Annotated in this window: 19 protein-coding genes, 2 tRNA genes and 3 rRNA genes; 13 read left to right on the top strand and 11 right to left on the bottom strand. The window is 46.7% G+C overall.

Annotation, left to right across the window (positions count from 1 at the left end):
- Nucleotides 1–17 precede the first annotated feature (17 nt).
- The 8 genes from ACVLR6_RS02375 (at nucleotide 18) to rrf (ending at nucleotide 8,666) form a co-directional block, all read left to right on the top strand.
- Complete coding sequence (locus ACVLR6_RS02375; RefSeq protein ID WP_005182209.1) at nucleotides 18–875, top strand: 23S rRNA (adenine(2030)-N(6))-methyltransferase RlmJ; 858 nt, start codon at nucleotides 18–20, stop codon at nucleotides 873–875.
- A 47-nt stretch (nucleotides 876–922) separates the two neighbouring features.
- A complete protein-coding gene (pssA, locus tag ACVLR6_RS02380; RefSeq protein ID WP_075168287.1) occupies nucleotides 923–1,747 on the top strand; it encodes a CDP-diacylglycerol--serine O-phosphatidyltransferase in 825 nt (274 codons plus the stop codon).
- A 24-nt stretch (nucleotides 1,748–1,771) separates the two neighbouring features.
- The gene (locus ACVLR6_RS02385; RefSeq protein WP_005182214.1) at nucleotides 1,772–2,860 is read left to right on the top strand and encodes a DUF6670 family protein; all 1,089 of its coding nucleotides are present in this window, start codon (nucleotides 1,772–1,774) and stop codon (nucleotides 2,858–2,860) included.
- 443 nt (nucleotides 2,861–3,303) lie between these two features.
- Nucleotides 3,304–4,840 (top strand): 16S ribosomal RNA (locus tag ACVLR6_RS02390).
- A 61-nt stretch (nucleotides 4,841–4,901) separates the two neighbouring features.
- Nucleotides 4,902–4,978: transfer RNA gene (locus tag ACVLR6_RS02395), tRNA-Ile, on the top strand.
- 63 nt (nucleotides 4,979–5,041) lie between these two features.
- A tRNA-Ala gene (locus tag ACVLR6_RS02400) sits at nucleotides 5,042–5,117 on the top strand.
- 353 nt (nucleotides 5,118–5,470) lie between these two features.
- Nucleotides 5,471–8,360, top strand: a 23S ribosomal RNA gene (locus ACVLR6_RS02405).
- 191 nt (nucleotides 8,361–8,551) lie between these two features.
- Nucleotides 8,552–8,666: ribosomal RNA gene (gene rrf, locus ACVLR6_RS02410) — 5S ribosomal RNA — on the top strand.
- The 16S, 23S and 5S rRNA genes sit together here with 2 tRNA genes alongside, the layout of an rRNA operon.
- Nucleotides 8,667–8,785: 119 nt before the next feature.
- Here rrf and ACVLR6_RS02415 read toward each other — a convergent pair.
- From ACVLR6_RS02415 to ACVLR6_RS02430, 4 genes are all read right to left on the bottom strand, one after another.
- Nucleotides 8,786–10,174, bottom strand: a complete 1,389-nt coding sequence (locus ACVLR6_RS02415) for a dihydrolipoyl dehydrogenase (protein ID WP_160243541.1) — start codon at nucleotides 10,172–10,174, stop codon at nucleotides 8,786–8,788.
- Between the two features lie 82 nt (nucleotides 10,175–10,256).
- Complete coding sequence (locus tag ACVLR6_RS02420) at nucleotides 10,257–11,447, bottom strand: hypothetical protein (RefSeq protein WP_075168317.1); 1,191 nt, start codon at nucleotides 11,445–11,447, stop codon at nucleotides 10,257–10,259.
- A 198-nt stretch (nucleotides 11,448–11,645) separates the two neighbouring features.
- Nucleotides 11,646–12,068: a beta-lactamase hydrolase domain-containing protein gene (locus ACVLR6_RS02425; RefSeq protein WP_045796347.1), complete on the bottom strand. Its 423-nt coding sequence runs from the start codon at nucleotides 12,066–12,068 to the stop codon at nucleotides 11,646–11,648.
- A complete protein-coding gene (locus ACVLR6_RS02430; RefSeq protein ID WP_005182227.1) occupies nucleotides 12,061–12,396 on the bottom strand; it encodes a TIGR01244 family sulfur transferase in 336 nt (111 codons plus the stop codon). The genes ACVLR6_RS02425 and ACVLR6_RS02430 overlap by 8 nt, the downstream gene beginning before the upstream one ends.
- 124 nt (nucleotides 12,397–12,520) lie before the next feature.
- Between ACVLR6_RS02430 and ACVLR6_RS02435 the strand changes: the two genes are divergently transcribed.
- The 3 genes from ACVLR6_RS02435 (at nucleotide 12,521) to ACVLR6_RS02445 (ending at nucleotide 14,289) form a co-directional block, all read left to right on the top strand.
- The gene (locus tag ACVLR6_RS02435; RefSeq protein ID WP_005182237.1) at nucleotides 12,521–13,417 is read left to right on the top strand and encodes an alpha/beta hydrolase; all 897 of its coding nucleotides are present in this window, start codon (nucleotides 12,521–12,523) and stop codon (nucleotides 13,415–13,417) included.
- Complete coding sequence (gene trxC / locus ACVLR6_RS02440; RefSeq protein WP_016659552.1) at nucleotides 13,418–13,849, top strand: thioredoxin TrxC; 432 nt, start codon at nucleotides 13,418–13,420, stop codon at nucleotides 13,847–13,849.
- A gap of 71 nt (nucleotides 13,850–13,920) precedes the next feature.
- Nucleotides 13,921–14,289 (top strand): acyl-CoA thioesterase, encoded by a 369-nt coding sequence (locus ACVLR6_RS02445; protein ID WP_171525181.1) that lies wholly within the window; start codon nucleotides 13,921–13,923, stop codon nucleotides 14,287–14,289.
- A 65-nt stretch (nucleotides 14,290–14,354) separates the two neighbouring features.
- Here the strand turns inward: ACVLR6_RS02445 and ACVLR6_RS02450 are convergent, their stop codons facing one another.
- Together ACVLR6_RS02450 and ACVLR6_RS02455 are read right to left on the bottom strand one after the other, a co-directional pair.
- Nucleotides 14,355–14,861 (bottom strand): DUF4442 domain-containing protein, encoded by a 507-nt coding sequence (locus ACVLR6_RS02450; RefSeq protein ID WP_075168314.1) that lies wholly within the window; start codon nucleotides 14,859–14,861, stop codon nucleotides 14,355–14,357.
- 28 nt (nucleotides 14,862–14,889) lie between these two features.
- Nucleotides 14,890–15,378, bottom strand: coding sequence for a YajQ family cyclic di-GMP-binding protein (locus ACVLR6_RS02455; RefSeq protein WP_005182257.1), 489 nt, complete (start codon nucleotides 15,376–15,378; stop codon nucleotides 14,890–14,892).
- A 91-nt stretch (nucleotides 15,379–15,469) separates the two neighbouring features.
- Between ACVLR6_RS02455 and ACVLR6_RS02460 the strand changes: the two genes are divergently transcribed.
- Nucleotides 15,470–15,784, top strand: coding sequence for a rhodanese-like domain-containing protein (locus ACVLR6_RS02460; RefSeq protein ID WP_005182260.1), 315 nt, complete (start codon nucleotides 15,470–15,472; stop codon nucleotides 15,782–15,784).
- Between the two features lie 177 nt (nucleotides 15,785–15,961).
- Here ACVLR6_RS02460 and mnmC read toward each other — a convergent pair whose 3' ends face one another.
- The 4 genes from mnmC to ACVLR6_RS02480 are packed head-to-tail and all read right to left on the bottom strand — an operon-like array spanning nucleotide 15,962 to nucleotide 19,303.
- Nucleotides 15,962–17,839, bottom strand: a complete 1,878-nt coding sequence (mnmC, locus tag ACVLR6_RS02465) for an FAD-dependent 5-carboxymethylaminomethyl-2-thiouridine(34) oxidoreductase MnmC (RefSeq protein ID WP_455995775.1) — start codon at nucleotides 17,837–17,839, stop codon at nucleotides 15,962–15,964.
- A gap of 30 nt (nucleotides 17,840–17,869) precedes the next feature.
- Nucleotides 17,870–18,352 (bottom strand): hypothetical protein, encoded by a 483-nt coding sequence (locus ACVLR6_RS02470; protein WP_160243539.1) that lies wholly within the window; start codon nucleotides 18,350–18,352, stop codon nucleotides 17,870–17,872.
- Nucleotides 18,353–18,357: 5 nt separating this feature from the next.
- Nucleotides 18,358–18,660, bottom strand: a complete 303-nt coding sequence (locus tag ACVLR6_RS02475) for a YciI family protein (protein WP_005182271.1) — start codon at nucleotides 18,658–18,660, stop codon at nucleotides 18,358–18,360.
- Nucleotides 18,661–18,691: 31 nt separating this feature from the next.
- Nucleotides 18,692–19,303, bottom strand: a complete 612-nt coding sequence (locus tag ACVLR6_RS02480; protein WP_005182273.1) for a septation protein IspZ — start codon at nucleotides 19,301–19,303, stop codon at nucleotides 18,692–18,694.
- 44 nt (nucleotides 19,304–19,347) lie between these two features.
- Here ACVLR6_RS02480 and ACVLR6_RS02485 point away from each other — a divergent pair, with 44 nt between their 5' ends.
- The gene (locus ACVLR6_RS02485) at nucleotides 19,348–20,223 is read left to right on the top strand and encodes a PHP domain-containing protein (protein ID WP_104499394.1); all 876 of its coding nucleotides are present in this window, start codon (nucleotides 19,348–19,350) and stop codon (nucleotides 20,221–20,223) included.
- A 49-nt stretch (nucleotides 20,224–20,272) separates the two neighbouring features.
- On the opposite strand, the gene ACVLR6_RS02490 is transcribed toward ACVLR6_RS02485, so the two are convergent.
- Complete coding sequence (locus ACVLR6_RS02490; protein ID WP_005182277.1) at nucleotides 20,273–21,184, bottom strand: bestrophin family protein; 912 nt, start codon at nucleotides 21,182–21,184, stop codon at nucleotides 20,273–20,275.
- Nucleotides 21,185–21,244: the final 60 nt, after the last annotated feature.

Here is a 21,244-nt window from a genome sequence, read left to right on the forward strand (position 1 = left end):
TCAGGAATTAAAGAAACATGAATTACCGTCACCATTTCCATGCAGGCAACTTTGCCGATGTCATGAAGCATGTGCTTTTGCTTCAGTTACTGACACGTTTAAATGCCAAAGATAAACCTTATCGCTATATTGATACACATGGCGGTGCAGGCAAATACGACTTATCTTTAGCACCTGCACAGAAGTCGGGTGAGTTCTTAAATGGTATTCACCGTCTGGTCAAACTGGATGACTCGATTATCCGCAATGCACCGGAAGGCGTGAAGCAGTATCTGAATCTGGTCGAGCAGATGCGCGAGACGGATGGCAAGGGTGCTTATCCGGGTTCACCATGGTTTGCCTTACAAGGCATGCGTGAGATGGATAAAGCCACGGTGTTTGAAATGCAGCGTGATGTTTTTCAGCAATTGCGCAGCAATATCCGTGACCGTCGTGCTGGCTTGCATGAACGTGATGCTTACGAAGGTCTGCTTGGGGTGATTCCACCGAAAGAAAAACGCGGTCTGGTCATGATTGACCCGCCTTATGAGCTGGAACGTAAAGACTTCCCGCAGCTGGTAGAACTGCTGGTAGCGGCCTATAAAAAATGGCCAACAGGCGTGTTTGCGGTGTGGTATCCAATTAAAGACCGCGCCATGATTGAACGTTTTGAAAAGAAAATGTACAAATCGGGCATTCGCCGTCAGCTGGTTTGCGAAATCTGTGTCTGGCCAGATGATACCCCGGTTGGCTTGAATGGCTGTGGTTTACTGGTGATCAATCCACCTTGGAAATTCTCTGAAGATGCAGATGAAGCCTTACAATGGTTATTCCCGCATTTACGCATGCAGGACAATGGTGGACATGCCGCAGTACGCTGGCTGGTTGGCGAATAAGCCAAGCAGCCACAACAGAGATTAGGTTAGAGTTAGGACATAAAATAATGATAAACACACCGAAGCCCGAGGGTGATTCCGTGACGCGTGAACATGATTACGATGGAATCACATTTGAAGTGGTGGAAGAGGAACGTACCCGCGAGGGGCAAAAGGTCAAACGCCGTGGCATCTACCTGTGGCCTAATCTCATTACCACCGCGGCTTTACTGTCGGGCTTTTATTCAATTATTGCCAGCATGAATGGCGAATATAGCCAGGCCATTTATGCCATTTTCCTGGCGGCCTTGTTTGATGGTTTAGATGGTCGTGTTGCGCGTGCCATTGGTGCGCAAAGTCCGTTTGGTGAGCAGTTTGACTCCTTGTCCGATATGCTGGCCTTTGGTGTGGCCCCGGCAATTTTAATGTATAGCTGGAGCCTGAATGATCTGGGCCGGATTGGCTTGGCCTGCTGTTTTGTCTATACCGCCTGTGCGGCTTTCCGTCTGGCGCGTTTTAACGTGCAGATTGGCGTGGTTGATAAGCGTTATTTTATTGGTGTAGCCAGTCCATTGGCGGCTTTAATGCTGGTGTCGCTGGTCTGGGTCGGCCGCGATTTTCCTGAAATTTATAATATTCAGGACTTTGGTATTCAGATCATCAACGCCGTGATTATTGTGGCGGTTGGCTTGCTGATGATTTCCAATATTAAATATTATTCCTTTAAGACATTGGACCGTAAGCGGGTGCCGTTTATTGTGCTGCCGATAGCAGTTTTTGTACTGGCGGCCATGACCTATAATATTCCGGTCGGTATTCTGGTGATTTCTATCATCTATGCATTATCAGGTTTTGTGACCACTTATATGGCGAGAAAAACCGCCGAATCATAACAAGATGACACCCAGGAGCTTGCTATGCAGATGTTTCAAGATTTTCTCGATCGATCCAAACAACTGAATCAAGCTCCACATCAACTCAAGCTTGAGCAGCTGCCTTTTCACGCCCCGAACCAGAAATATAAAATTATTCATCAAGGGCTGATGATTCCCAATTTGCCCGCGCCCTTACATTATCTTAATTTCCTGAGCCTGATTGGGCAGCCAAATGCCCCGATGCTGCGTAATGACAGCGCGATTCAAACCCATCCGCTGGATACTGCTACGGTACTGGTCAGTTCCAGTCCACATATGGTGGGGCAGCTCAGCAGTTATTCAGTGGAAAAAGAATGTTATTTCAAGCCGGCACTGTTTCAGTTTGGTGGCCGGGAACAGCTGGAAGGACATTTTCCGGAGTTTCGGGTCCAACGTCTGGATTCTGAACTCAGTTTTGATCTGAAGATTCGTACTACCCCGGTGATTTCCTATTTTGCCAAGCTACGCATGGGGCTGGCCGATCACTGGTCTTTGCTGTGTGAATGCAGTGGACAGCTTCAATATAAACAGCAACATTATCAGATCCAGCAACTCGGCAGCTTTGAATATGCGCGAGCCATTAATTTTCCTTATCTACCTTTAGCCTTTTTTACTTATCAGGTGATTAATCTGCAGCAACAACGGCAGTTATTACTGGCCCAAGTGCGGGACCGCTTTAACCGGATTTTGCAGTCGCGGATGTATTTGCGTGACCTGAGCGGTGGCCAAAGCCAGCTGTTTGATGAAGGCGTATATTTTAAAGTGCACCGGGTTTATCCGGCGGTGATGACTCCAAACCGGCAAAGCATGTATCTGCCGCGTGAATTTGAATGGTGTTACAGCGGTGCAGATGGCACGCGTATCCATATTCAGGCACAAAGCCGCGGGGATTTTAAATTTGGCTTGGCTGCAGGTTATGTCGGCAGTTTTCATTATCAGGTCAAAATAAATGATGTCGAAGAACAGGGCGAAGGCGGCTATTGTGAATATATTGATTGTCGCGCCTTAAAATGGCAGGAAAAAAATCAGGCAGAAAAATTAGGTGATCATTTGGCCAATCCGGTCCCATTTTTAGTGAAAAAAGAAAAATAAGTGTATTTTTTGCTGAATAAATAAACAGTTGTGTCGTATTTCCCAAAATAATTAAAAATAGGGGTTGCGTCAGGTTTTATTTGCTCTATAATGCACATCCATCGGCGGTGATGTTGATAAAAACTTGTTGATAAACAAGGATTTAGCTAAAATGGTTGAGTTCTGGTTTAGGTGGTAAGTTTAGAAATAAAATCAACATTGCATGTTGACTTTCTAAAAATAGAGAGTAATATAGCCGACCTAGCTTGATGCTGACGAAGCATCGAGAAGATCATTAAGAGATTATGAAGAACAACTTGTGTGGATTTTTACTGGTTGATTAATCGAATATATTTTCATTAATTGATTGGTTTAAATTACTCGAAGTTTATTTGAGCGAAATTTAAGTCAGAAAATTGATGAGCCAAGTTTAAGAGTTTTACTTATAAAACTCGAAATGATTTTAACTGAAGAGTTTGATCATGGCTCAGATTGAACGCTGGCGGCAGGCTTAACACATGCAAGTCGAGCGGAGCGAGGGTGCTTGCACCTTAGCTTAGCGGCGGACGGGTGAGTAATGCTTAGGAATCTGCCTATTAGTGGGGGACAACATTCCGAAAGGGATGCTAATACCGCATACGCCCTACGGGGGAAAGCAGGGGATCTTCGGACCTTGCGCTAATAGATGAGCCTAAGTCGGATTAGCTAGTTGGTGGGGTAAAGGCCTACCAAGGCGACGATCTGTAGCGGGTCTGAGAGGATGATCCGCCACACTGGGACTGAGACACGGCCCAGACTCCTACGGGAGGCAGCAGTGGGGAATATTGGACAATGGGGGGAACCCTGATCCAGCCATGCCGCGTGTGTGAAGAAGGCCTTTTGGTTGTAAAGCACTTTAAGCGAGGAGGAGGCGCTCTAGGCTAATACCCTAGATGCGTGGACGTTACTCGCAGAATAAGCACCGGCTAACTCTGTGCCAGCAGCCGCGGTAATACAGAGGGTGCGAGCGTTAATCGGATTTACTGGGCGTAAAGCGCGCGTAGGTGGCTAATTAAGTCAAATGTGAAATCCCCGAGCTTAACTTGGGAATTGCATTCGATACTGGTTAGCTAGAGTATGGGAGAGGATGGTAGAATTCCAGGTGTAGCGGTGAAATGCGTAGAGATCTGGAGGAATACCGATGGCGAAGGCAGCCATCTGGCCTAATACTGACACTGAGGTGCGAAAGCATGGGGAGCAAACAGGATTAGATACCCTGGTAGTCCATGCCGTAAACGATGTCTACTAGCCGTTGGGGCCTTTGAGGCTTTAGTGGCGCAGCTAACGCGATAAGTAGACCGCCTGGGGAGTACGGTCGCAAGACTAAAACTCAAATGAATTGACGGGGGCCCGCACAAGCGGTGGAGCATGTGGTTTAATTCGATGCAACGCGAAGAACCTTACCTGGCCTTGACATACAGAGAACTTTCCAGAGATGGATTGGTGCCTTCGGGAACTCTGATACAGGTGCTGCATGGCTGTCGTCAGCTCGTGTCGTGAGATGTTGGGTTAAGTCCCGCAACGAGCGCAACCCTTTTCCTTACTTGCCAGCATTTCGGATGGGAACTTTAAGGATACTGCCAGTGACAAACTGGAGGAAGGCGGGGACGACGTCAAGTCATCATGGCCCTTACGGCCAGGGCTACACACGTGCTACAATGGTCGGTACAAAGGGTTGCTACACAGCGATGTGATGCTAATCTCAAAAAGCCGATCGTAGTCCGGATTGGAGTCTGCAACTCGACTCCATGAAGTCGGAATCGCTAGTAATCGCGGATCAGAATGCCGCGGTGAATACGTTCCCGGGCCTTGTACACACCGCCCGTCACACCATGGGAGTTTGTTGCACCAGAAGTAGGTAGTCTAACCTTAGGGAGGACGCTTACCACGGTGTGGCCGATGACTGGGGTGAAGTCGTAACAAGGTAGCCGTAGGGGAACCTGCGGCTGGATCACCTCCTTAACGAAAGATTGACGATTGGTAAGAATCCACAACAAGTTGTTCTTCATGACGATGTATCTGAGGGTCTGTAGCTCAGTTGGTTAGAGCACACGCTTGATAAGCGTGGGGTCACAAGTTCAAGTCTTGTCAGACCCACCACTAACGACAAGCAAGCAATTGCAGAGCGAATAGAAATCAGAACATTGACTTAAATGATAAGCTGGGGACTTAGCTTAGTTGGTAGAGCGCCTGCTTTGCACGCAGGAGGTCAGGAGTTCGACTCTCCTAGTCTCCACCATAGATTATAGAGCTTAGTAAGTTTATGCTTATTAATCTCTGTGATTTATCACAGTTGACTGCAGTCCGACGAGGATGCAGTGAATCATTAACAGATTGGCAAAATTGAGTCTGAAATAAATTGTTCACTCAATCAATATACGTTAACGCGTTGTTATGACGGGTTGATGAACGTAGATTGAATTGAGAACTAGCAAATTAACTGAATCAAGCGTTTTGGTATATGAATTTAGATTGAAGCTGTACGGTGCTTAAGTGCACGGGACTTCGAACTGTAGATTAAATAGATAATTGATTGTCTATTTAATTGTCTTAATCCTACTTGTAGGGATTAACGACTGTTTGGGGTTGTATAGTCAAGTAATTAAGTGCATGTGGTGGATGCCTTGGCAGTCAGAGGCGAAGAAAGACGTGATAGCCTGCGAAAAGCTCCGGGGAGGCGGCAAATATCCTTTGATCCGGAGATATCTGAATGGGGAAACCCACTTACCATAAGGTAGGTATCAATACATGAATACATAGTGTATTGAGGCGAACGAGGGGAAGTGAAACATCTCAGTACCCTTAGGAAAAGAAATCAATTGAGATTCCCTCAGTAGCGGCGAGCGAAAGGGGAACAGCCCATTAAGTTATGTGTGTTTTAGTGGAATGCTCTGGGAAGTGCAACCATAGTGGGTGATAGTCCTGTACACGAAAGGGCACACATAATGATGACGAGTAGGGCGAGGCACGTGAAACCTTGTCTGAATATGGGGGGACCATCCTCCAAGGCTAAATACTCCTGACTGACCGATAGTGAACCAGTACCGTGAGGGAAAGGCGAAAAGAACCCCTGTGAGGGGAGTGAAATAGATCCTGAAACCGCATGCATACAAGCAGTGGGAGCCGACTTGTTCGGTGACTGCGTACCTTTTGTATAATGGGTCAGCGACTTACATTCAGTAGCAAGGTTAACCGTATAGGGGAGCCGTAGGGAAACCGAGTCTTAATAGGGCGTATAGTTGCTGGGTGTAGACCCGAAACCAGGCGATCTATCCATGAGCAGGTTGAAGGTTGGGTAACACTAACTGGAGGACCGAACCCACTGTCGTTGAAAAGCCAGGGGATGACTTGTGGATAGGGGTGAAAGGCTAATCAAGCCTGGTGATAGCTGGTTCTCCCCGAAAGCTATTTAGGTAGCGCCTCGGACGAATACCATTGGGGGTAGAGCACTGTTTCGGCTAGGGGGTCATCCCGACTTACCAAACCGATGCAAACTCCGAATACCGATGAGTACTATCCGGGAGACAGACTGCGGGTGCTAACGTCCGTAGTCAAGAGGAAAACAATCCAGACCGCCAGCTAAGGCCCCAAAATCATAGTTAAGTGGGAAACGATGTGGGAAGGCATAGACAGCTAGGAGGTTGGCTTAGAAGCAGCCACCCTTTAAAGAAAGCGTAATAGCTCACTAGTCGAGTCGGCCTGCGCGGAAGATGTAACGGGGCTAAAACTATGTGCCGAAGCTGCGGATGTATACATTGTATACGTGGTAGGGGAGCGTTCTGTAAGCCGATGAAGGTGGATTGAGAAGTCTGCTGGAGGTATCAGAAGTGCGAATGCTGACGTGAGTAACGACAAAACGGGTGAAAAACCCGTTCGCTGAAAGACCAAGGGTTCCAGTCCAACGTTAATCGGGGCTGGGTGAGTCGACCCCTAAGGCGAGGCCGAGAGGCGTAGTCGATGGGAAATTGGTTAATATTCCAATACTTCAGTGTAATGCGATGAGAGGACGGAGAAGGTTAAGTCAGCCTGGCGTTGGTTGTCCAGGTGGAAGGCTGTAGGCATGCATCTTAGGCAAATCCGGGGTGCTCTATGCTGAGAGCTGATAGCAAGCTAGTTTACTAGCGAAGTGGCTGATACCATGCTTCCAGGAAAAGTCTCTAAGCTTCAGTTACACTGGAATCGTACCCGAAACCGACACAGGTGGTCAGGTCGAGTAGACCAAAGCGCTTGAGAGAACTCTGCTGAAGGAACTAGGCAAAATGGTACCGTAACTTCGGGAGAAGGTACGCTGTTGACGGTGATGGGACTTGCTCCCTGAGCGGTTGACAGCCGCAGAAACCAGGCCGCTGCAACTGTTTATTAAAAACATAGCACTCTGCAAACACGAAAGTGGACGTATAGGGTGTGATGCCTGCCCGGTGCTGGAAGGTTAATTGATGGGGTTAGCGTAAGCGAAGCTCTTGATCGAAGCCCCAGTAAACGGCGGCCGTAACTATAACGGTCCTAAGGTAGCGAAATTCCTTGTCGGGTAAGTTCCGACCTGCACGAATGGCATAATGATGGCGGCGCTGTCTCCAGCAGAGGCTCAGTGAAATCGAAATCGCTGTGAAGATGCAGTGTACCCGCGGCTAGACGGAAAGACCCCGTGAACCTTTACTGCAGCTTGACATTGAACTTTGACCTTACTTGTGTAGGATAGGTGGGAGGCTTTGAAGTTGGAACGCCAGTTCCAATGGAGCCGTCCTTGAAATACCACCCTGGTAATGTTGAGGTTCTAACTCTGTCCCGTGATCCGGGACGAGGACCATGTCTGGTGGGTAGTTTGACTGGGGCGGTCTCCTCCTAAAGAGTAACGGAGGAGTACGAAGGTGCGCTCAGCGTGGTCGGAAATCACGCGTAGAGTATAAAGGCAAAAGCGCGCTTAACTGCGAGACCCACAAGTCGAGCAGGTACGAAAGTAGGTCTTAGTGATCCGGTGGTTCTGTATGGAAGGGCCATCGCTCAACGGATAAAAGGTACTCTGGGGATAACAGGCTGATACCGCCCAAGAGTTCATATCGACGGCGGTGTTTGGCACCTCGATGTCGGCTCATCTCATCCTGGGGCTGAAGCAGGTCCCAAGGGTATGGCTGTTCGCCATTTAAAGAGGTACGCGAGCTGGGTTTAGAACGTCGTGAGACAGTTCGGTCCCTATCTACCGTGGGCGCTGGAAATTTGAGAGGATCTGCTCCTAGTACGAGAGGACCAGAGTGGACGAACCTCTGGTGTACCGGTTGTGACGCCAGTCGCATCGCCGGGTAGCTATGTTCGGAAGGGATAACCGCTGAAAGCATCTAAGCGGGAAGCCTACCTCAAGATAAGATTTCCCTAGGAATTTATTCCTCTAAAGAGCCGTTCGAGACTAGGACGTTGATAGGTTGGGTGTGGAAGCATAGCGATATGTGAAGCTGACCAATACTAATTGCTCGTGAGGCTTGACTATACAACACCCAAACAGTTGTTGTATCAAGCTGAATTCTAAACTAATCCTTGATTTAGTTAATGCGACACAATAAAATTCAGACCCAATAGCCAATCCGTTAATAACTCATTTGGAACAAAGTAAGGCATTACATGCAAAAGCATCAAGCTTAAGCAAAGTAACTAAGACCCGAACAAGTCCATAACAGTTGTGCTGGCGACAATAGCAAGAGTGAACCACCTGATCCCTTCCCGAACTCAGAAGTGAAACCTCTTAGCGCTGATGGTAGTGTGGGGTTACCCATGTGAGAGTAAGTCATCGCCAGCTCATTAATTCAAAATCCCCCTAGCTTAAACAGCAGGGGGATTTTTTTATGCGGGAAATTTGTGTGGGAAATAAAGATAAGTAGAATCAAAATGACAGTGAAATGAGAAAAATAGAGAAGATTAACCTTCCTCTTGATTTCTCAACTGTCGGCGAGCATGTTTTAAAGCCGTTCTTAAACCTTCTTCAAGCGTCGGATGATAGAAAGGCTTAGCAAGAAGTTCATCTAACGTTACCCCTTCATCAATCAGCCAAGCAAAAGTATGGGCAAAATGTTCGGCAGATTTTACAAAGAGTTCTGCACCTAATAATTGGCGTGTACGTTTATCAATATAAATTTCAACAGCACCCTTATTTTTAGCCAGAACCATCGCCCGACCTTGGCGCTCATAAGACACTTTTCCAATCACAAAGTCGATGTTCTTGTTTTTAAGCTGTTTATAGCTTTGGCCAGCAATTGCCATTTCCGGTTGACTGAACACAATACTCAGCGATGTTAAGTCTTTTAAATTCTTGAGCTTTGGATAATTAAGGCAATTATGCACTGCACCTCGGCCTTCATGGGCTGCTTCATGCTGAATGGGGGTAGAGGTATGTGCATCACCAACCACAAAAATTGGGTAATTTCCCAGTTGTTTGGTTTGTGGATCAATCGGTAGCTCTTTAAGATTACCAAATTGAGAGTCAATCTGTTGTAGATTCAGCGAATCTAAATGACTACGACGGCCGGTGGCCACCAATACATAATCAACCATAAGGTGCTGCGTTTGACCTTGCTCGCTAAACTCAAGCTTGACCTGATTGCCTACCTTTTCCACTTTTTGCGGTAAGACTTCAAACTTAATTTTTAATTCATTGCTGAGAAGTTCTTGGGCGAGTTGTTGCAGATCAGGGCTGGTTAGGGCACCAACACGACGGCTTCGTGCGAATATTGTCGTATCACAGCCCAACCTTTGCATGGCTTGAGCCAGCTCCAGTGCAATGACACCACTGCCAATCACGGCTAAAGATTTAGGGATGGCGTCTAGTTCAAAGATTTGATCTGAGGTAATCAGTCGTTCACCGAGCTGCTGCTTCCATTCAGCGTCATAGGTTGGGGTAGAGCCGACAGCCAGAATAAAGGCTTTGGCCTGATATTGCTGTTGGTTCACCTGTACGGTTTGAGCATCAATAAACTCTGCCTTGCCTTGAATTTTGTGTTGTGCATCCCAGCTTTCGACTTCTTTTAAAGTGGCCTGGGTGAAATGGTCACGCAAAGTGCGAACATGCGGCATGACCTGAGAGGTATCAACCTGTGCTTTGACGTTGAGACCGACTTTATCTGCCTCGTGTAAATCGTGTAGGCGATGGGCAGCAGAAATCAGCACTTTACTGGGCATACAGCCCACTCGGGCACAGGTGGTGTCCCAGGAACCGTCATTAATAATAAGAATATTTTGTGTGTGCTTGATGGCTTCTTGATAAGCAGTGATTCCTGCTGTGCCTGCACCAATAATAATAATGTCGTACATAGGAGCAATTTCAATAAAGAGAGATACTATCGAATATATAAAAAAACCCTCTATTTAGAGGGTTTAATTGCAATTTCTTACATTAAAATTTTATACCAGTTGGCTCGGTTAAAGTTGTGCTAATAGTTCCATTATTATTGGTAGATGTGCCCTTAAATGTAATATTATTGATCATGTGTTCAAAATTCAAAGTTCCACTAGTTTCATTTTTAAAGCTAAAAATATTTTTACCAGTTAAAGAGATGTTGCCAGTGAAAGATTGTATATTACGCTCAGGTATTTCATTCTCAACACGAGTGCCATCAATTGCTGTAATATTAACAAGCTTTAATTCTTTTTCACCATTATTTTTAATACGATAACTCGATGAGCTACTTAGATCACCTGGTGTAGAGTTGAAGATAAAGGATATAGGCTCGGCGAATGAAACATTTGCATTGTCATTTATAAGAACATTAAAACCAGAACCTTTTTCAAACATAAATAACTCACCATCTAAAGACGTCAAATCTTTATAAGTGCTAAAAGCTCCTGTAGTAACTTCTTTTTCAACGGGTAAGTCCGTTTCAGGGTCTATTTCTGTTGTTGTTACAGTAATTTTATAATCACTAGTCGACTCATTAATTAATACAAAGCGCTTTTGATGCTCTTGTTCGACCCATTTCTGTTTGAATGGATATGCAAAAGCCCCTGTGATTGTCACATCATGTAAGTTTTTATCTATATTCTCATTCTCAAAAATAAAAATACGTGTGGTGGCTTGGTATGCTTCTAGATTCGGAGTTATCCCATCATCTTCTAAGCGGATATTCTTTAGGTCATCGCGGGTAATTTCGAAGTCCCAATCATTATAAGCTGGTAATAAAGTTTTAATTTGATCGCCTGTGAATGAGTAACATGCACGATAATCGCTGGTACTTTTTTCAAAACATTTTTCACGATAGAATTCAGGAAAACTGGCAAGATTTACATCTCTAATAGCCAGAGTTAGTTGTAATGGCCCATGTGCAAAAGTATCTAGTGAGTGATCAATATAACCTTTGGTAGTATTTAAATCATTTGCATCATAATTACCAAATAAAAATTGTCCTTCACGTTTTAGAATCTCAAGTTGTTTTGTCGCAATTTCAACAGAGGTACTTGGTGGGGGAGTGGTATTATTAGATTCATTCGATGTAGCGCCACTATCATAATAGCCTTTACTTCCCCCTCCACCACATGCACTAATAAGTCCTGAGAGTGCTAAAATTAATGAGCCTTTAACTAAGTTCATAAAGTTCCCCTAATAAAAAATTATGTATAAGATTTATTTGTATTATGTAAAGATACCATAGAAAAAAAGACGCATATAGCGCCTTTCATGAGTTAACTTAATTAAATTGTCGTCCCCACACTCACCCCCACCGTTGGGCGGACATCCATAGAGCTACAACCTGCCAGTACACATGCACAAATCAGCATGATCCAGATTTTATTCATGTAATAACCCCTGATTTTTTGCCTGATTAAATAGGGCTGCCGAACGTGAACCACTACGACAGACCATTAAAATCGGTTTCGGCAGTTCGTTATAGTACTTCGCAAACTCCTGCACATCGGCCTGAGAAATTGCACCGCTGCTTACGGGTTGATAAATCACGCTAACCCGGGATTTCTCGGCAATGTCACGTAATTGATTCACTTTCACCGTGTTACCTGCTTCCTGATCAGGGCGGTTCACAATCACTGATTTAAACCCATCTTGCAGCAAGGTCTTAAATTTCTCAGGTGTCATTTGCCCAGAAACACTAAGATTAGCATTTAACGCACGGCTAAAATCACTGGCAGCAACGCATAGGGAGGTCGTGGTCATTGAGAGTGCCAAAACCATCCCCATCCACAACGACTTAGTCATCTAACAGGTCCATTTGTTTGGCCAGTTGATATAAGTTGTTTGAGCGGTTGCCGGTACGGCAGAACATCAGAACCGGTTTTGGCAATTCATTAAAGTGATTGGCAAAGGTGCGGACGTCTAATTCGGTGATTTGTCCAGCTACCACCGGCTGATAGACATAATCCAGTCCTGCATTACGCGCTGCATCTTCAATTTGTGCGCTGGTCGGTTGTTCCGGGCCACCTTCCATGTCTGGACGGTTGTTAATAATTGATTTAAAGCCTTTTTCAACCACTTGGGTTACGTGTTCCGGGCCAATTTGACCTGCAAAGCCAACATGCTCACTCATAATGCCACTCCATCATCCATATCTGAATATTATGCTCTATAATACCACTAGCCAGATTTTCGCGCAGATTGTTCTGAAATATTTATAAACGATTACAACCATAAAACAACGCACTGGAGCAGCCATGCATGCCTATACTGTCGAGCCTCTCTATGTCAAAAGCGGTCAGGAGGTCATTGCTGCCGATTTTTACCTGCCAAAAACTTCCACTAAACCAGCCGTGATTTTAATGGCGCATGGTCTGGCCGGCCTGCGTCAGTTCAAGCTGGTGCAATATGCCAAACGCTTTGCCCGCGCCGGTTATGCGGTGGTGCTGTTTGATTATCGCTATTGGGGCGGCAGTACCGGGCGTCCGCGGGAGCTGGTGTCGTTGTCGCGGCAGCTGGATGACTGGCGTACCATGATTTCACATGTACAGGAACGGCAATCGGTGGATGGGCGGCGGATTATCCTGTGGGGTACAGCGCTAAGTGGCGGCTATGTTTTAACTTTGGCTTCGCAGTTAAACCATTTAAAAGCGGTGATGGTGCAGGTGCCATTTGTGGATGGTGCGGCCAGTGCCAAGCTGTATCCGATTCAGCAGCTGCCACGTGCCTTAAAAATTTCCAGTCAGGATTATATGGGCGCTAAAGTCGGCTTAATGCCAAAAACCTTGCCGGTAGTTGATCCGAAAGGGCTGTGTTTCTTACCGACGGCGGATAGTTATGAAGGTTATCTGTCGATTTTACATCCAGATTTTTACTGGAGTGGCGAGATTCCGGCACGGGCGCTGTTTCATCTGATCCGTTATCGGCCGATTCAGGATGTGCGCCAGATTAATATTCCGGTGCTGTTTATTGCCGCCAAACGCGACAGCCTGATCCCGATTGAATCGAGTCGTGAAACAGCCACCAATATTGCGCCTTATGTGCAATATCATGAATGGGATATGCAGCATTTTGATGTTTATCATGGCCAATATTTTGAAAAAGCCGTCAAGACTCAATTAGAATTTCTACATCAGCATATTGGAGTAAGCTAAATGATTGTTGTCTGTCCAGCCTGTAGTGCCAAAAACCGTGTTCCGGAGGATAAGCTAACTGCCCATCCAACATGCGGACAATGTCATCAGGCTTTAATTCCACTGGCACCGATTGACCTGAATGAGCAGAATTTTAGCCAGTTTATCCAGCACAGTGATTTGCCAATCCTGATCGACCTGTGGGCAGAGTGGTGTGGACCCTGCAAGATGATGGCGCCGCATTTTGCCCAGGTTGCGGCGCAATATCCGCAAGTAATTTTTGCCAAAATTAATACTGAAGAAAATCCGCGTTTAAGCAGTGCTTTTAATGTGCGCAGTATTCCCACGCTGGTGTTGATGAATAAGACCACCGAAATTGCTAGAATAAGCGGCGCATTAAGATCGACCGAACTGAAACAGTGGTTAGATCAGCACTTAACTTCAAATCCTTAATCACGCCCGGAGCGAATGTGTCAGATTCTCAACTAAAACCGGAAGGGACGCTCTCTCTTCAAACCATTGCTATGCCTGCCGATACCAACTGGAGTGGAGATGTGTTCGGGGGCTGGATTGTTTCGCAGATGGATTTGGCCGGGGCAATTCATGCCGAGCGTTTTACCCAAGGTCGCTGTGCCACCATTGCCATTAACCAGATGACCTTTCTGGTGCCTGTGAAAGTGGGTGATGTGATCAGCTGCTATACCAAAATCCTGAAACTGGGCAATACCTCAATTCAGATGCAGATTGAAGTCTGGGACAGCCATGACAGTTCACGTGCAGCAAAACGCGTTACCGAAGGCGTCTTTACCTTTGTCGCGGTAGATGTCAAAGGCAACAAGCGTCAGATTTCCGAGGAAGTGAAGCAGAAGTATCTGGAATCGCAAGCTGTATAATTTGTGCACTCAAAGATCAAAAATCCCAGTTCTGAAACTGGGGTTTTTTTATGGTTTAAAGCGGGTTAACGGGCTTTTTTAAGCTGATCTTTACTGACCCAGGCCCAGAGCATTTCACATTGAATTGGTGCTTCACCCGATTCATCGGTCACTTCGACTGCAACCAGCGTTTCACCTTTTTCGGTGTGTTGCATCAAGTGCTGCTGTTCTGCACTCAGCGTTGCGACTGCGGTCATGGCGCCTTGGGTCGGGCGTTTAAAATCAACTTTAAAGCTTTTAATTAACACAATCGAGTGATCGGGCACATTCATGCCGGTGACAAAGCCGGTGGCAGTTTCTGCAATCAGCGCCATGGCGCAGGCGTGTACCTGGCCAATATGGTTTTGCATGGCTTTATGATTGTCAATTTTCACCACCACTTTGGCCGGGCTGACCTCAAGATATTTTAATTTGGCTGTTCCCACCATAGGCACGATCCGGCCAAAGGCTTTGCTCCACAAAGTGGTGCGAATCACCTGTGGAAATTTTGCTGTCGCTTTGACTAGTTTTGCTAAACGATTCGCTTGTGCCATGATCGATTCCTATGCGGGAGCAAAGAGCTTAATCTTTGAAGTTGTTAAATTGCAGTGGCAGGCCAAATTGCTGTTCTTTTAAAAACGCCATCACTTGCTGCAAGGTGTCGCGTTTTTTATCCGTCACACGGATTTTGTCGCCCTGAATAGAAGATTGCACTTTAATACCGCTTTCTTTAATGGCTTTATTAATTTTTTTCGCGGTATCAGAGTCAAGACCATCTTTGAGCTTCACCGTCTGAATCACGTTTTTACCTGAGGCCGTGGCTTTTTGCGGGTCTAGCGCCTGCACATCAATCTTACGTTTATAAAAATGATTCTCCAGCATGGTATATACTTGCTCACATTGGAAATCACTTTCGGTTTTGATTTTGATCTCTTTGGCTTTCTCATTCAGTTCGATAGAAACATCTTGACCACGGAAATCGAAACGTGTTGCGATTTCTTTTTGAGTATTCTGAACTGCATGATTTACTTCAAAAATTTCTAATTCTGAAACAATATCGAAAGATGGCATAGTTTAGACCTTTACAAATGGAAAGAATATCTGAGATGCTAGGGATGTTTTCTTCATTTGCCAAGTGTTGTTTACATCAAAGGAGTGCACAATGATCCGTAAGCAAGAAATTACAACATTTGAGTTCCCAGAAAATGCAATCATCTGGGATGTCCGTGATGCAAGTGCTTATGCTGAAGCGCATATTCAAGGCGCAGTCAATCAGCCAATTGCCAACTTGTCAGCAGATAGCTTGACTCAGGTGTCAGCGGATCAACCGATTTACATCTTATGTGGCGGTGGCAGCAAAGCGCCGCGCGCGGCTGAATTGTTAGAAGAGCTGGACAGCTCACGTGAATATGTGGTGCTGATGGGCGGTACCCGTGCTGCACGTGATGCCGGTTTGCCTTTGGTTCAAGGGCAATAAGCAAAAAGCGCCGTCAGGCGCTTTTTTGTTGATCATTGACTAAAAAGATCAGAACATTCCCTCATATGATCAAGCATTTTAAATGAAGAAAATAAATGCTCTCCTCGACTTCCACACTAAGCCTGATCTTTCAAACTAAACCGGGCCATCATTCTCGATCTATACAACGTTTTTAGCTTAGGCCTTAAAATACGGTTTCTTGGCTTTGGCTTTCTTTTGAAAACGGCGGATGTTAAGTTTCTCCAGTACCTGCATCGGCACCGGGCAGGCCTCATTTAAAATCTGTGCGGCCAGAATTTCACTGCATAGCGGTGCAAACAGAAAACCTTTGGAACCGAGTCCAGTCAGGCTATAGACTTGCTGTCCGGTTTCAAGTGCTCCAAGCAGCGGGAAATAATCCTGACTTTGCGCACGGATTGACGCACGGCCTTGCCAGCTGTGTGGATCAGGCAGGGTGTCCGCATAGTCGGGGAAGACGCTACGGATCAGCGCCAGATTATGTTCATGATCTTCTCGTAAGACTTCGGCATCATCCCGACCTGGATCAAAAGACGCGCCTAAAATCAACTGCTCTGCATCGAGCTGCATACAGTAACCGCCATAACTATAGGCGCTATCTAAACGCAGCGGTTGCTGGGTATTCTTCAGCCAGCTGACCTGACCCCGAATCGGTTTTAACAGCGGATAATGTTCAAAAAACTGGCCAGATTCACGGGCTGTGCAGACAAAGACATGATCAAACTGGCCCAGAGATTGGTTATCACTGAACAGTTCCGGTCGATCTGTCGGGTGAATCTGGGTGATTTTGGCCTGCTGATATTGAATCCGCTCATGCGCCAGAATCTCCGCACACAGTTGATGTGGCGACACCGCGCCAGCCTGTAGCAGACGCAGGGCAGGAAATTCTGATCGCAGCTGTGCGTCTAAATCTTTTTCCAGAATACCTGGCGGATATTGATCGGCCAGTGCCAGCAGCTGTTCCGGATTTTTTAGCCCAAGCTGATTGACCTGAATCGGGCGGAAGGCCTGAAACTTTGCATAATGATTTAAGGCATGTTGCCAGGCCAGGGTCATTAAATGGGTATGGCTCTGTTCAATAGCACAGAGCTTCGGATTGAGCAGGGCCAGTGGATTGCCCGAGCCACCCGCCAGTGGCGCGCTTTGATCATACAGAGAAACTTGATGCCCACGCTGAGCAAAAGCCCAAGCCAGACTTAAACCGGCAATACCGGCACCAATAATGGCAATATGCCGTTGCTGTACAGAGGTCGAAGGAACTGAGGTTGCTGGTTCAGTTTCCCGTTCTGGGCTAAGCGGTTCTTCTGGCGCTAACCAGATGCCTTTTAGCATTTCGCGTTTATGGCCAAACCCGCGCGGCCGGGAAATATGAATCCCGTGCTGTCTTAAACCTCGCTTTAACACCCCGGCTACACTAAAGGAAGCGAAGGTAGTGCCGACATCTGACAGGCGAATAATATGATTGAGCACCTGTTCTTCCCACATATCCGGATTGCAGGAGGGAGCAAAGCCATCTAAAAACCAGGCATTGACCTGTGTGGTTTTGGCCATCATCGGAAAGACAACGTGCGCATCACCGAGCCAAAGGTCGATAGAAAAACGCTGCTCCGGAAACGACAGGCGATGACAGCCGGCCAGTGGTAATGGGTACTGGGCAATCAGCTGATCGGCCAGAGGTTTTAGTTCCGGCCAGGCATTTAAGGCGCGAATTAAATCGGCTTTGGAAAGCGGAAATTTCTCCACCGAAATGGCATGTAAATGGCTGTGATTATTCGGACGCACCTGTTGCCACAGTTGCCATAAGGCCAGAATATTCAGGCCGGTGCCGAAGCCGGTTTCTCCGACACAGAAATATTCATAATCTTGCAGGGCTGCCAGACGCTCGGACAGGTCATTACCGTTTAAAAACACATGCCGGGTTTCCAGCAGGCCATTGTCCTTGGAAAAGTAGACATCCCCAAACTGTTTCGATACCGGGACATCAATGCCCTCAATATGTTGCCAATCGAGATCGGCGGTTTGAATGCGATTAGACAACACCCAGATTACCTTTAATGAAGCAGAACATTACCACTGACGGCGACGTTTGGTATACACATAGCTGGCCACCAAAAAGCCCAGCAATACGCCGACAGCCAGCGTGGCAGCGCCGTAAAGAAACATCTGCGCGCTACGTTCACTTTGTAAGACCTGAACCTGTACACCCAGATTGTCATTTTTCAGCTGCAGTTCCTGGTTTTGCGCCAGTGCTTCCAGATTGGCTTTTTCCAGCTGTTGCAGGCGGCTTTCCTGATCTTTGACCAGCGCCTTGATTTTAGCTTCCTGTGCCGCTTTATTCTTGGCTAGCTGCTCAGCGGTCAGCGGCTGGTTGGCCGTTGCCGGCGCTGTGGTGGTGGCCACAGCCGGTATAATCGCCGGTTTGGCTGGCGTTGCGACCGCTGGCGTGACTTGAGCCGTGGTATTTACAGCAGCGGGTGCAGCCGGTTCAACGGCCCACAGTGTAGAACAGAAGAAGGATAGACCCAGTAGACTCGGGACAACAACGCGCATGCAGCTTATCCTTTAGGAAATGCTTTATTAAAAGGTTTGACTTCAATCTGGCCATAGACGCCTGCTTTCAGGAATGGCTCATCTTGCAGCCAGGCATCAAGGGCTTCACGAGAATCAAAATCGACAATAATGGTACTGCCATAAAAGCCCGCTTGCGGATTGGCCGGATCTTTCGGCATCGCACCGGCGACAATCAGACGGCCTTCATCATCCAGCTGTTGCAGACGTTCAAGATGTTGCGGACGAATGGCCAGACGTTTTTCGACGGTTCCTTCGTTATCGGTACAGGTCACCACAAATAAAGGCATAAGGTATTCTCGCTCAAGCGGACTGAAGGATTTATTCGGCAGTTTTAAAGTATTTACGCAATACAATAAACTGAATAATGATAAAGGAAAACATCACAATCATGTCACCAAAAGCAGTGAATTCTCCCCAGTATTTTCCACCCATAAAGATATAGGCAAAGAAGCCGTGCAGGAAGGACATTAGCAGAAACATCCCGACCCAGGCATAGTTCAGTTTCATCCAGCCTTTGTCGCTTAAATTAAACACTGGTCCAAACAGACGCTGGATTAACGGCTTGCGATCTTTGCTGAACCATGGTGACAGCAGGAAGGCGCCAGCAAAGACCAGATTCAGCAAGACAGCTTTTAGGCGAATATAGAAGTCATCGCTCAGCATTAGGGTAATACCACCAAAAATCACGGTCATAAACAGCACAATCCACTGCTGTTTGTCCAAACGGAATTTTTGAGAGACAAATAATGCGCCATACACCACTAACATGGAAATGATCAGACCGGTGGTGGCTACAAGAATATTATTATTGTCGACACCCCCCGCAGAGCCGATCATTTGCAGCAAAGGATGGTGGGTATCTTTTGGATCTACAGTTTTATATAAATAAAAGAAAATAATGAGTGGCACAAAGTCTAAAAGTGCTTTCATGTTAGAGTATCTAAATCTGATCAAATAAATGTCATAGTATAGAGATGCACGGCGTAGATTTACATACACATAGCAATATTTCTGATGGAACTTTAAGTCCGCAGCAATTGATTGCAGCAGCAGCTGAACTGTCGATCCATACGCTGGCATTGACTGATCATGACAGCATGGATGGAATTGCACTGGCTCAGGAAGCAGCGAAAAATCACGGGATTAAGCTCATATCTGGCGTGGAAATTTCCAGCCAGTGGTCACGTCCGGCGACCAAAAAAAGCTATGCTGTGCATATTGTGGCCTTGAATATGCAAAATCCGGCGCCGATGGCGGCACTACTGGCCCAGCAAAAAAATATTCGTGCTGCGCGCTCCAAACAGATTTGCGAGCTGCTGATTCCGCTGATTGGTGAAGATATTTATGCCGATGTGATTGCCAAGGTAGATAATGTGCCGGATCGGGTGACCCGTACCCATATTGCCAAAACCCTGGTGGAAAAAGGCTATGTCAGCCGGCCGCAGCAGGCCTTTGATAAATACATTAAAGAAGGCAAAAAAGCCTATGTGAAATTTGAAGGCTTGGGCTTGGAGGAAACTATTCAGGTGATTCATGCCAGTGGCGGTTTTGCGGTGCTGGCGCATCCGACCCGTTATGATCTGTCGGCGACCAATATCCGTTACCTGATTGAAATTTTTGCCAAATTTGGTGGAGATGCCGTCGAGTTGCCGCCGGCGATTGATCCAAGTTCTACCCGGCAGATGGTGGACCGGATGATTGCCGAGCATGGCTTAAAAGTCTCGGTCGGTAGCGATTTTCATGGTGAAAATATGCCGTGGATGAAACTGGGCAATATTCCTAGCCTGAAACCGGGGCAGGTCGGAATTTGGGAAAGTTTTGTCAATCCATCACCGGCGCTGACTGCGTAAACGTATTTCAGCATCAAAAAAAACCTCAGCTGGGCTGAGGTTTTTTGCTTTAGAGCAGGTTATTGTCCTGTGCCTGAATTGGTGGTGGTGTCGGTTTCCCCAAAGTCGAGAGTAATTCGATTTCAATGGTGCGCACCATCGCATCTAAAGGCAAGTCATTACTTTGCGTACCAAATGGCTCTTCAATTTCCGAACTTAAGGCATCCAGTCCCAAGAAGGTATAAGCCAGAATCCCGACCAGCAGCGGTGTCGCCAGCCCTAACGTCGAGCCCAAGCTAAACGGCAGCATAAAGCAGAAAAAGTACACAGTACGGTTTAACAATACCGAATAGGCAAATGGCAGCGGGGTGGTGGCAATCCGGTCACAACCGGTTTGCACCAGGCTAAGCTCCATCACATGCTGGTTCATCTGACTGTAAATAATATCGGAAATTTCACCTTCTTTCAGGGCCTGCATCAGCTCCCATTGAATCAGGCTGAGGGTGTATTGTGGTGCATTGGCCTGTTGGTACAGCTGGGTTACGGCCTGCTGGCTCATGCCGCTGGTTTCTACCAGTTCGGTCGGATTGGCAGTTTGATGGCGCAGACGGTCACGCAACACATTGGCAAACACAATCACATGCTGAATCACCCGTTCCCGGCGGCCTTGGGCCAGCATCCGGCAGTCGCGGTCAAAATGGCGCGCATTGGCAATTAACATGCCCCACAGTTTGCGAGCTTCCCACCAGCGGTCATAACAGGCCGAATTTTTAAAGCCAAGGAAAATCGACAGCACCACCCCAATTAAGGTAAAGCCGATCAGGGGGAAATCAGAGAAGTGAAAATACCCGACATAGGACAGGCCGCCGACAATCGCCGACAGCAACATGACCACGCCCAAAGGTGGTAACACCTTCGGTAAGATGGTACCTCGCCAGGAAAATAACAGCCTAAATACGCTCGGTTGGTCACGTACAATCATGTCTGGGAATCAGCTTAAGTTTTTCATGATCTTCTGTGCTGGCCGGGTTTTTGTCAATAT

Source organism: Acinetobacter sp. T63 (assembly GCF_053852345.1).

Excerpts from the sequence above, each read along its gene's own strand:
- ACVLR6_RS02385 (WP_005182214.1), top strand. The coding sequence starts at position 1,772 with ATGCAGATGTTTCAAGATTTTCTCGATCGATCCAAACAACTGAATCAA.
- ACVLR6_RS02445 (WP_171525181.1), top strand. The coding sequence starts at position 13,921 with ATGCCTGCCGATACCAACTGGAGTGGAGATGTGTTCGGGGGCTGGATT.
- ACVLR6_RS02430 (WP_005182227.1), bottom strand. The coding sequence starts at position 12,396 with ATGAGTGAGCATGTTGGCTTTGCAGGTCAAATTGGCCCGGAACACGTA.
- ACVLR6_RS02450 (WP_075168314.1), bottom strand. The coding sequence starts at position 14,861 with ATGGCACAAGCGAATCGTTTAGCAAAACTAGTCAAAGCGACAGCAAAA.
- ACVLR6_RS02475 (WP_005182271.1), bottom strand. The coding sequence starts at position 18,660 with ATGCCTTTATTTGTGGTGACCTGTACCGATAACGAAGGAACCGTCGAA.
- pssA (WP_075168287.1), top strand. The coding sequence starts at position 923 with ATGATAAACACACCGAAGCCCGAGGGTGATTCCGTGACGCGTGAACAT.
- ACVLR6_RS02485 (WP_104499394.1), top strand. The coding sequence starts at position 19,348 with ATGCACGGCGTAGATTTACATACACATAGCAATATTTCTGATGGAACT.
- ACVLR6_RS02435 (WP_005182237.1), top strand. The coding sequence starts at position 12,521 with ATGCATGCCTATACTGTCGAGCCTCTCTATGTCAAAAGCGGTCAGGAG.
- ACVLR6_RS02455 (WP_005182257.1), bottom strand. The coding sequence starts at position 15,378 with ATGCCATCTTTCGATATTGTTTCAGAATTAGAAATTTTTGAAGTAAAT.
- trxC (WP_016659552.1), top strand. The coding sequence starts at position 13,418 with ATGATTGTTGTCTGTCCAGCCTGTAGTGCCAAAAACCGTGTTCCGGAG.
- ACVLR6_RS02490 (WP_005182277.1), bottom strand. The coding sequence starts at position 21,184 with ATGATTGTACGTGACCAACCGAGCGTATTTAGGCTGTTATTTTCCTGG.
- ACVLR6_RS02460 (WP_005182260.1), top strand. The coding sequence starts at position 15,470 with ATGATCCGTAAGCAAGAAATTACAACATTTGAGTTCCCAGAAAATGCA.
- ACVLR6_RS02425 (WP_045796347.1), bottom strand. The coding sequence starts at position 12,068 with ATGACTAAGTCGTTGTGGATGGGGATGGTTTTGGCACTCTCAATGACC.
- ACVLR6_RS02415 (WP_160243541.1), bottom strand. The coding sequence starts at position 10,174 with ATGTACGACATTATTATTATTGGTGCAGGCACAGCAGGAATCACTGCT.
- ACVLR6_RS02470 (WP_160243539.1), bottom strand. The coding sequence starts at position 18,352 with ATGCGCGTTGTTGTCCCGAGTCTACTGGGTCTATCCTTCTTCTGTTCT.
- ACVLR6_RS02480 (WP_005182273.1), bottom strand. The coding sequence starts at position 19,303 with ATGAAAGCACTTTTAGACTTTGTGCCACTCATTATTTTCTTTTATTTA.
- ACVLR6_RS02375 (WP_005182209.1), top strand. The coding sequence starts at position 18 with ATGAATTACCGTCACCATTTCCATGCAGGCAACTTTGCCGATGTCATG.
- ACVLR6_RS02420 (WP_075168317.1), bottom strand. The coding sequence starts at position 11,447 with ATGAACTTAGTTAAAGGCTCATTAATTTTAGCACTCTCAGGACTTATT.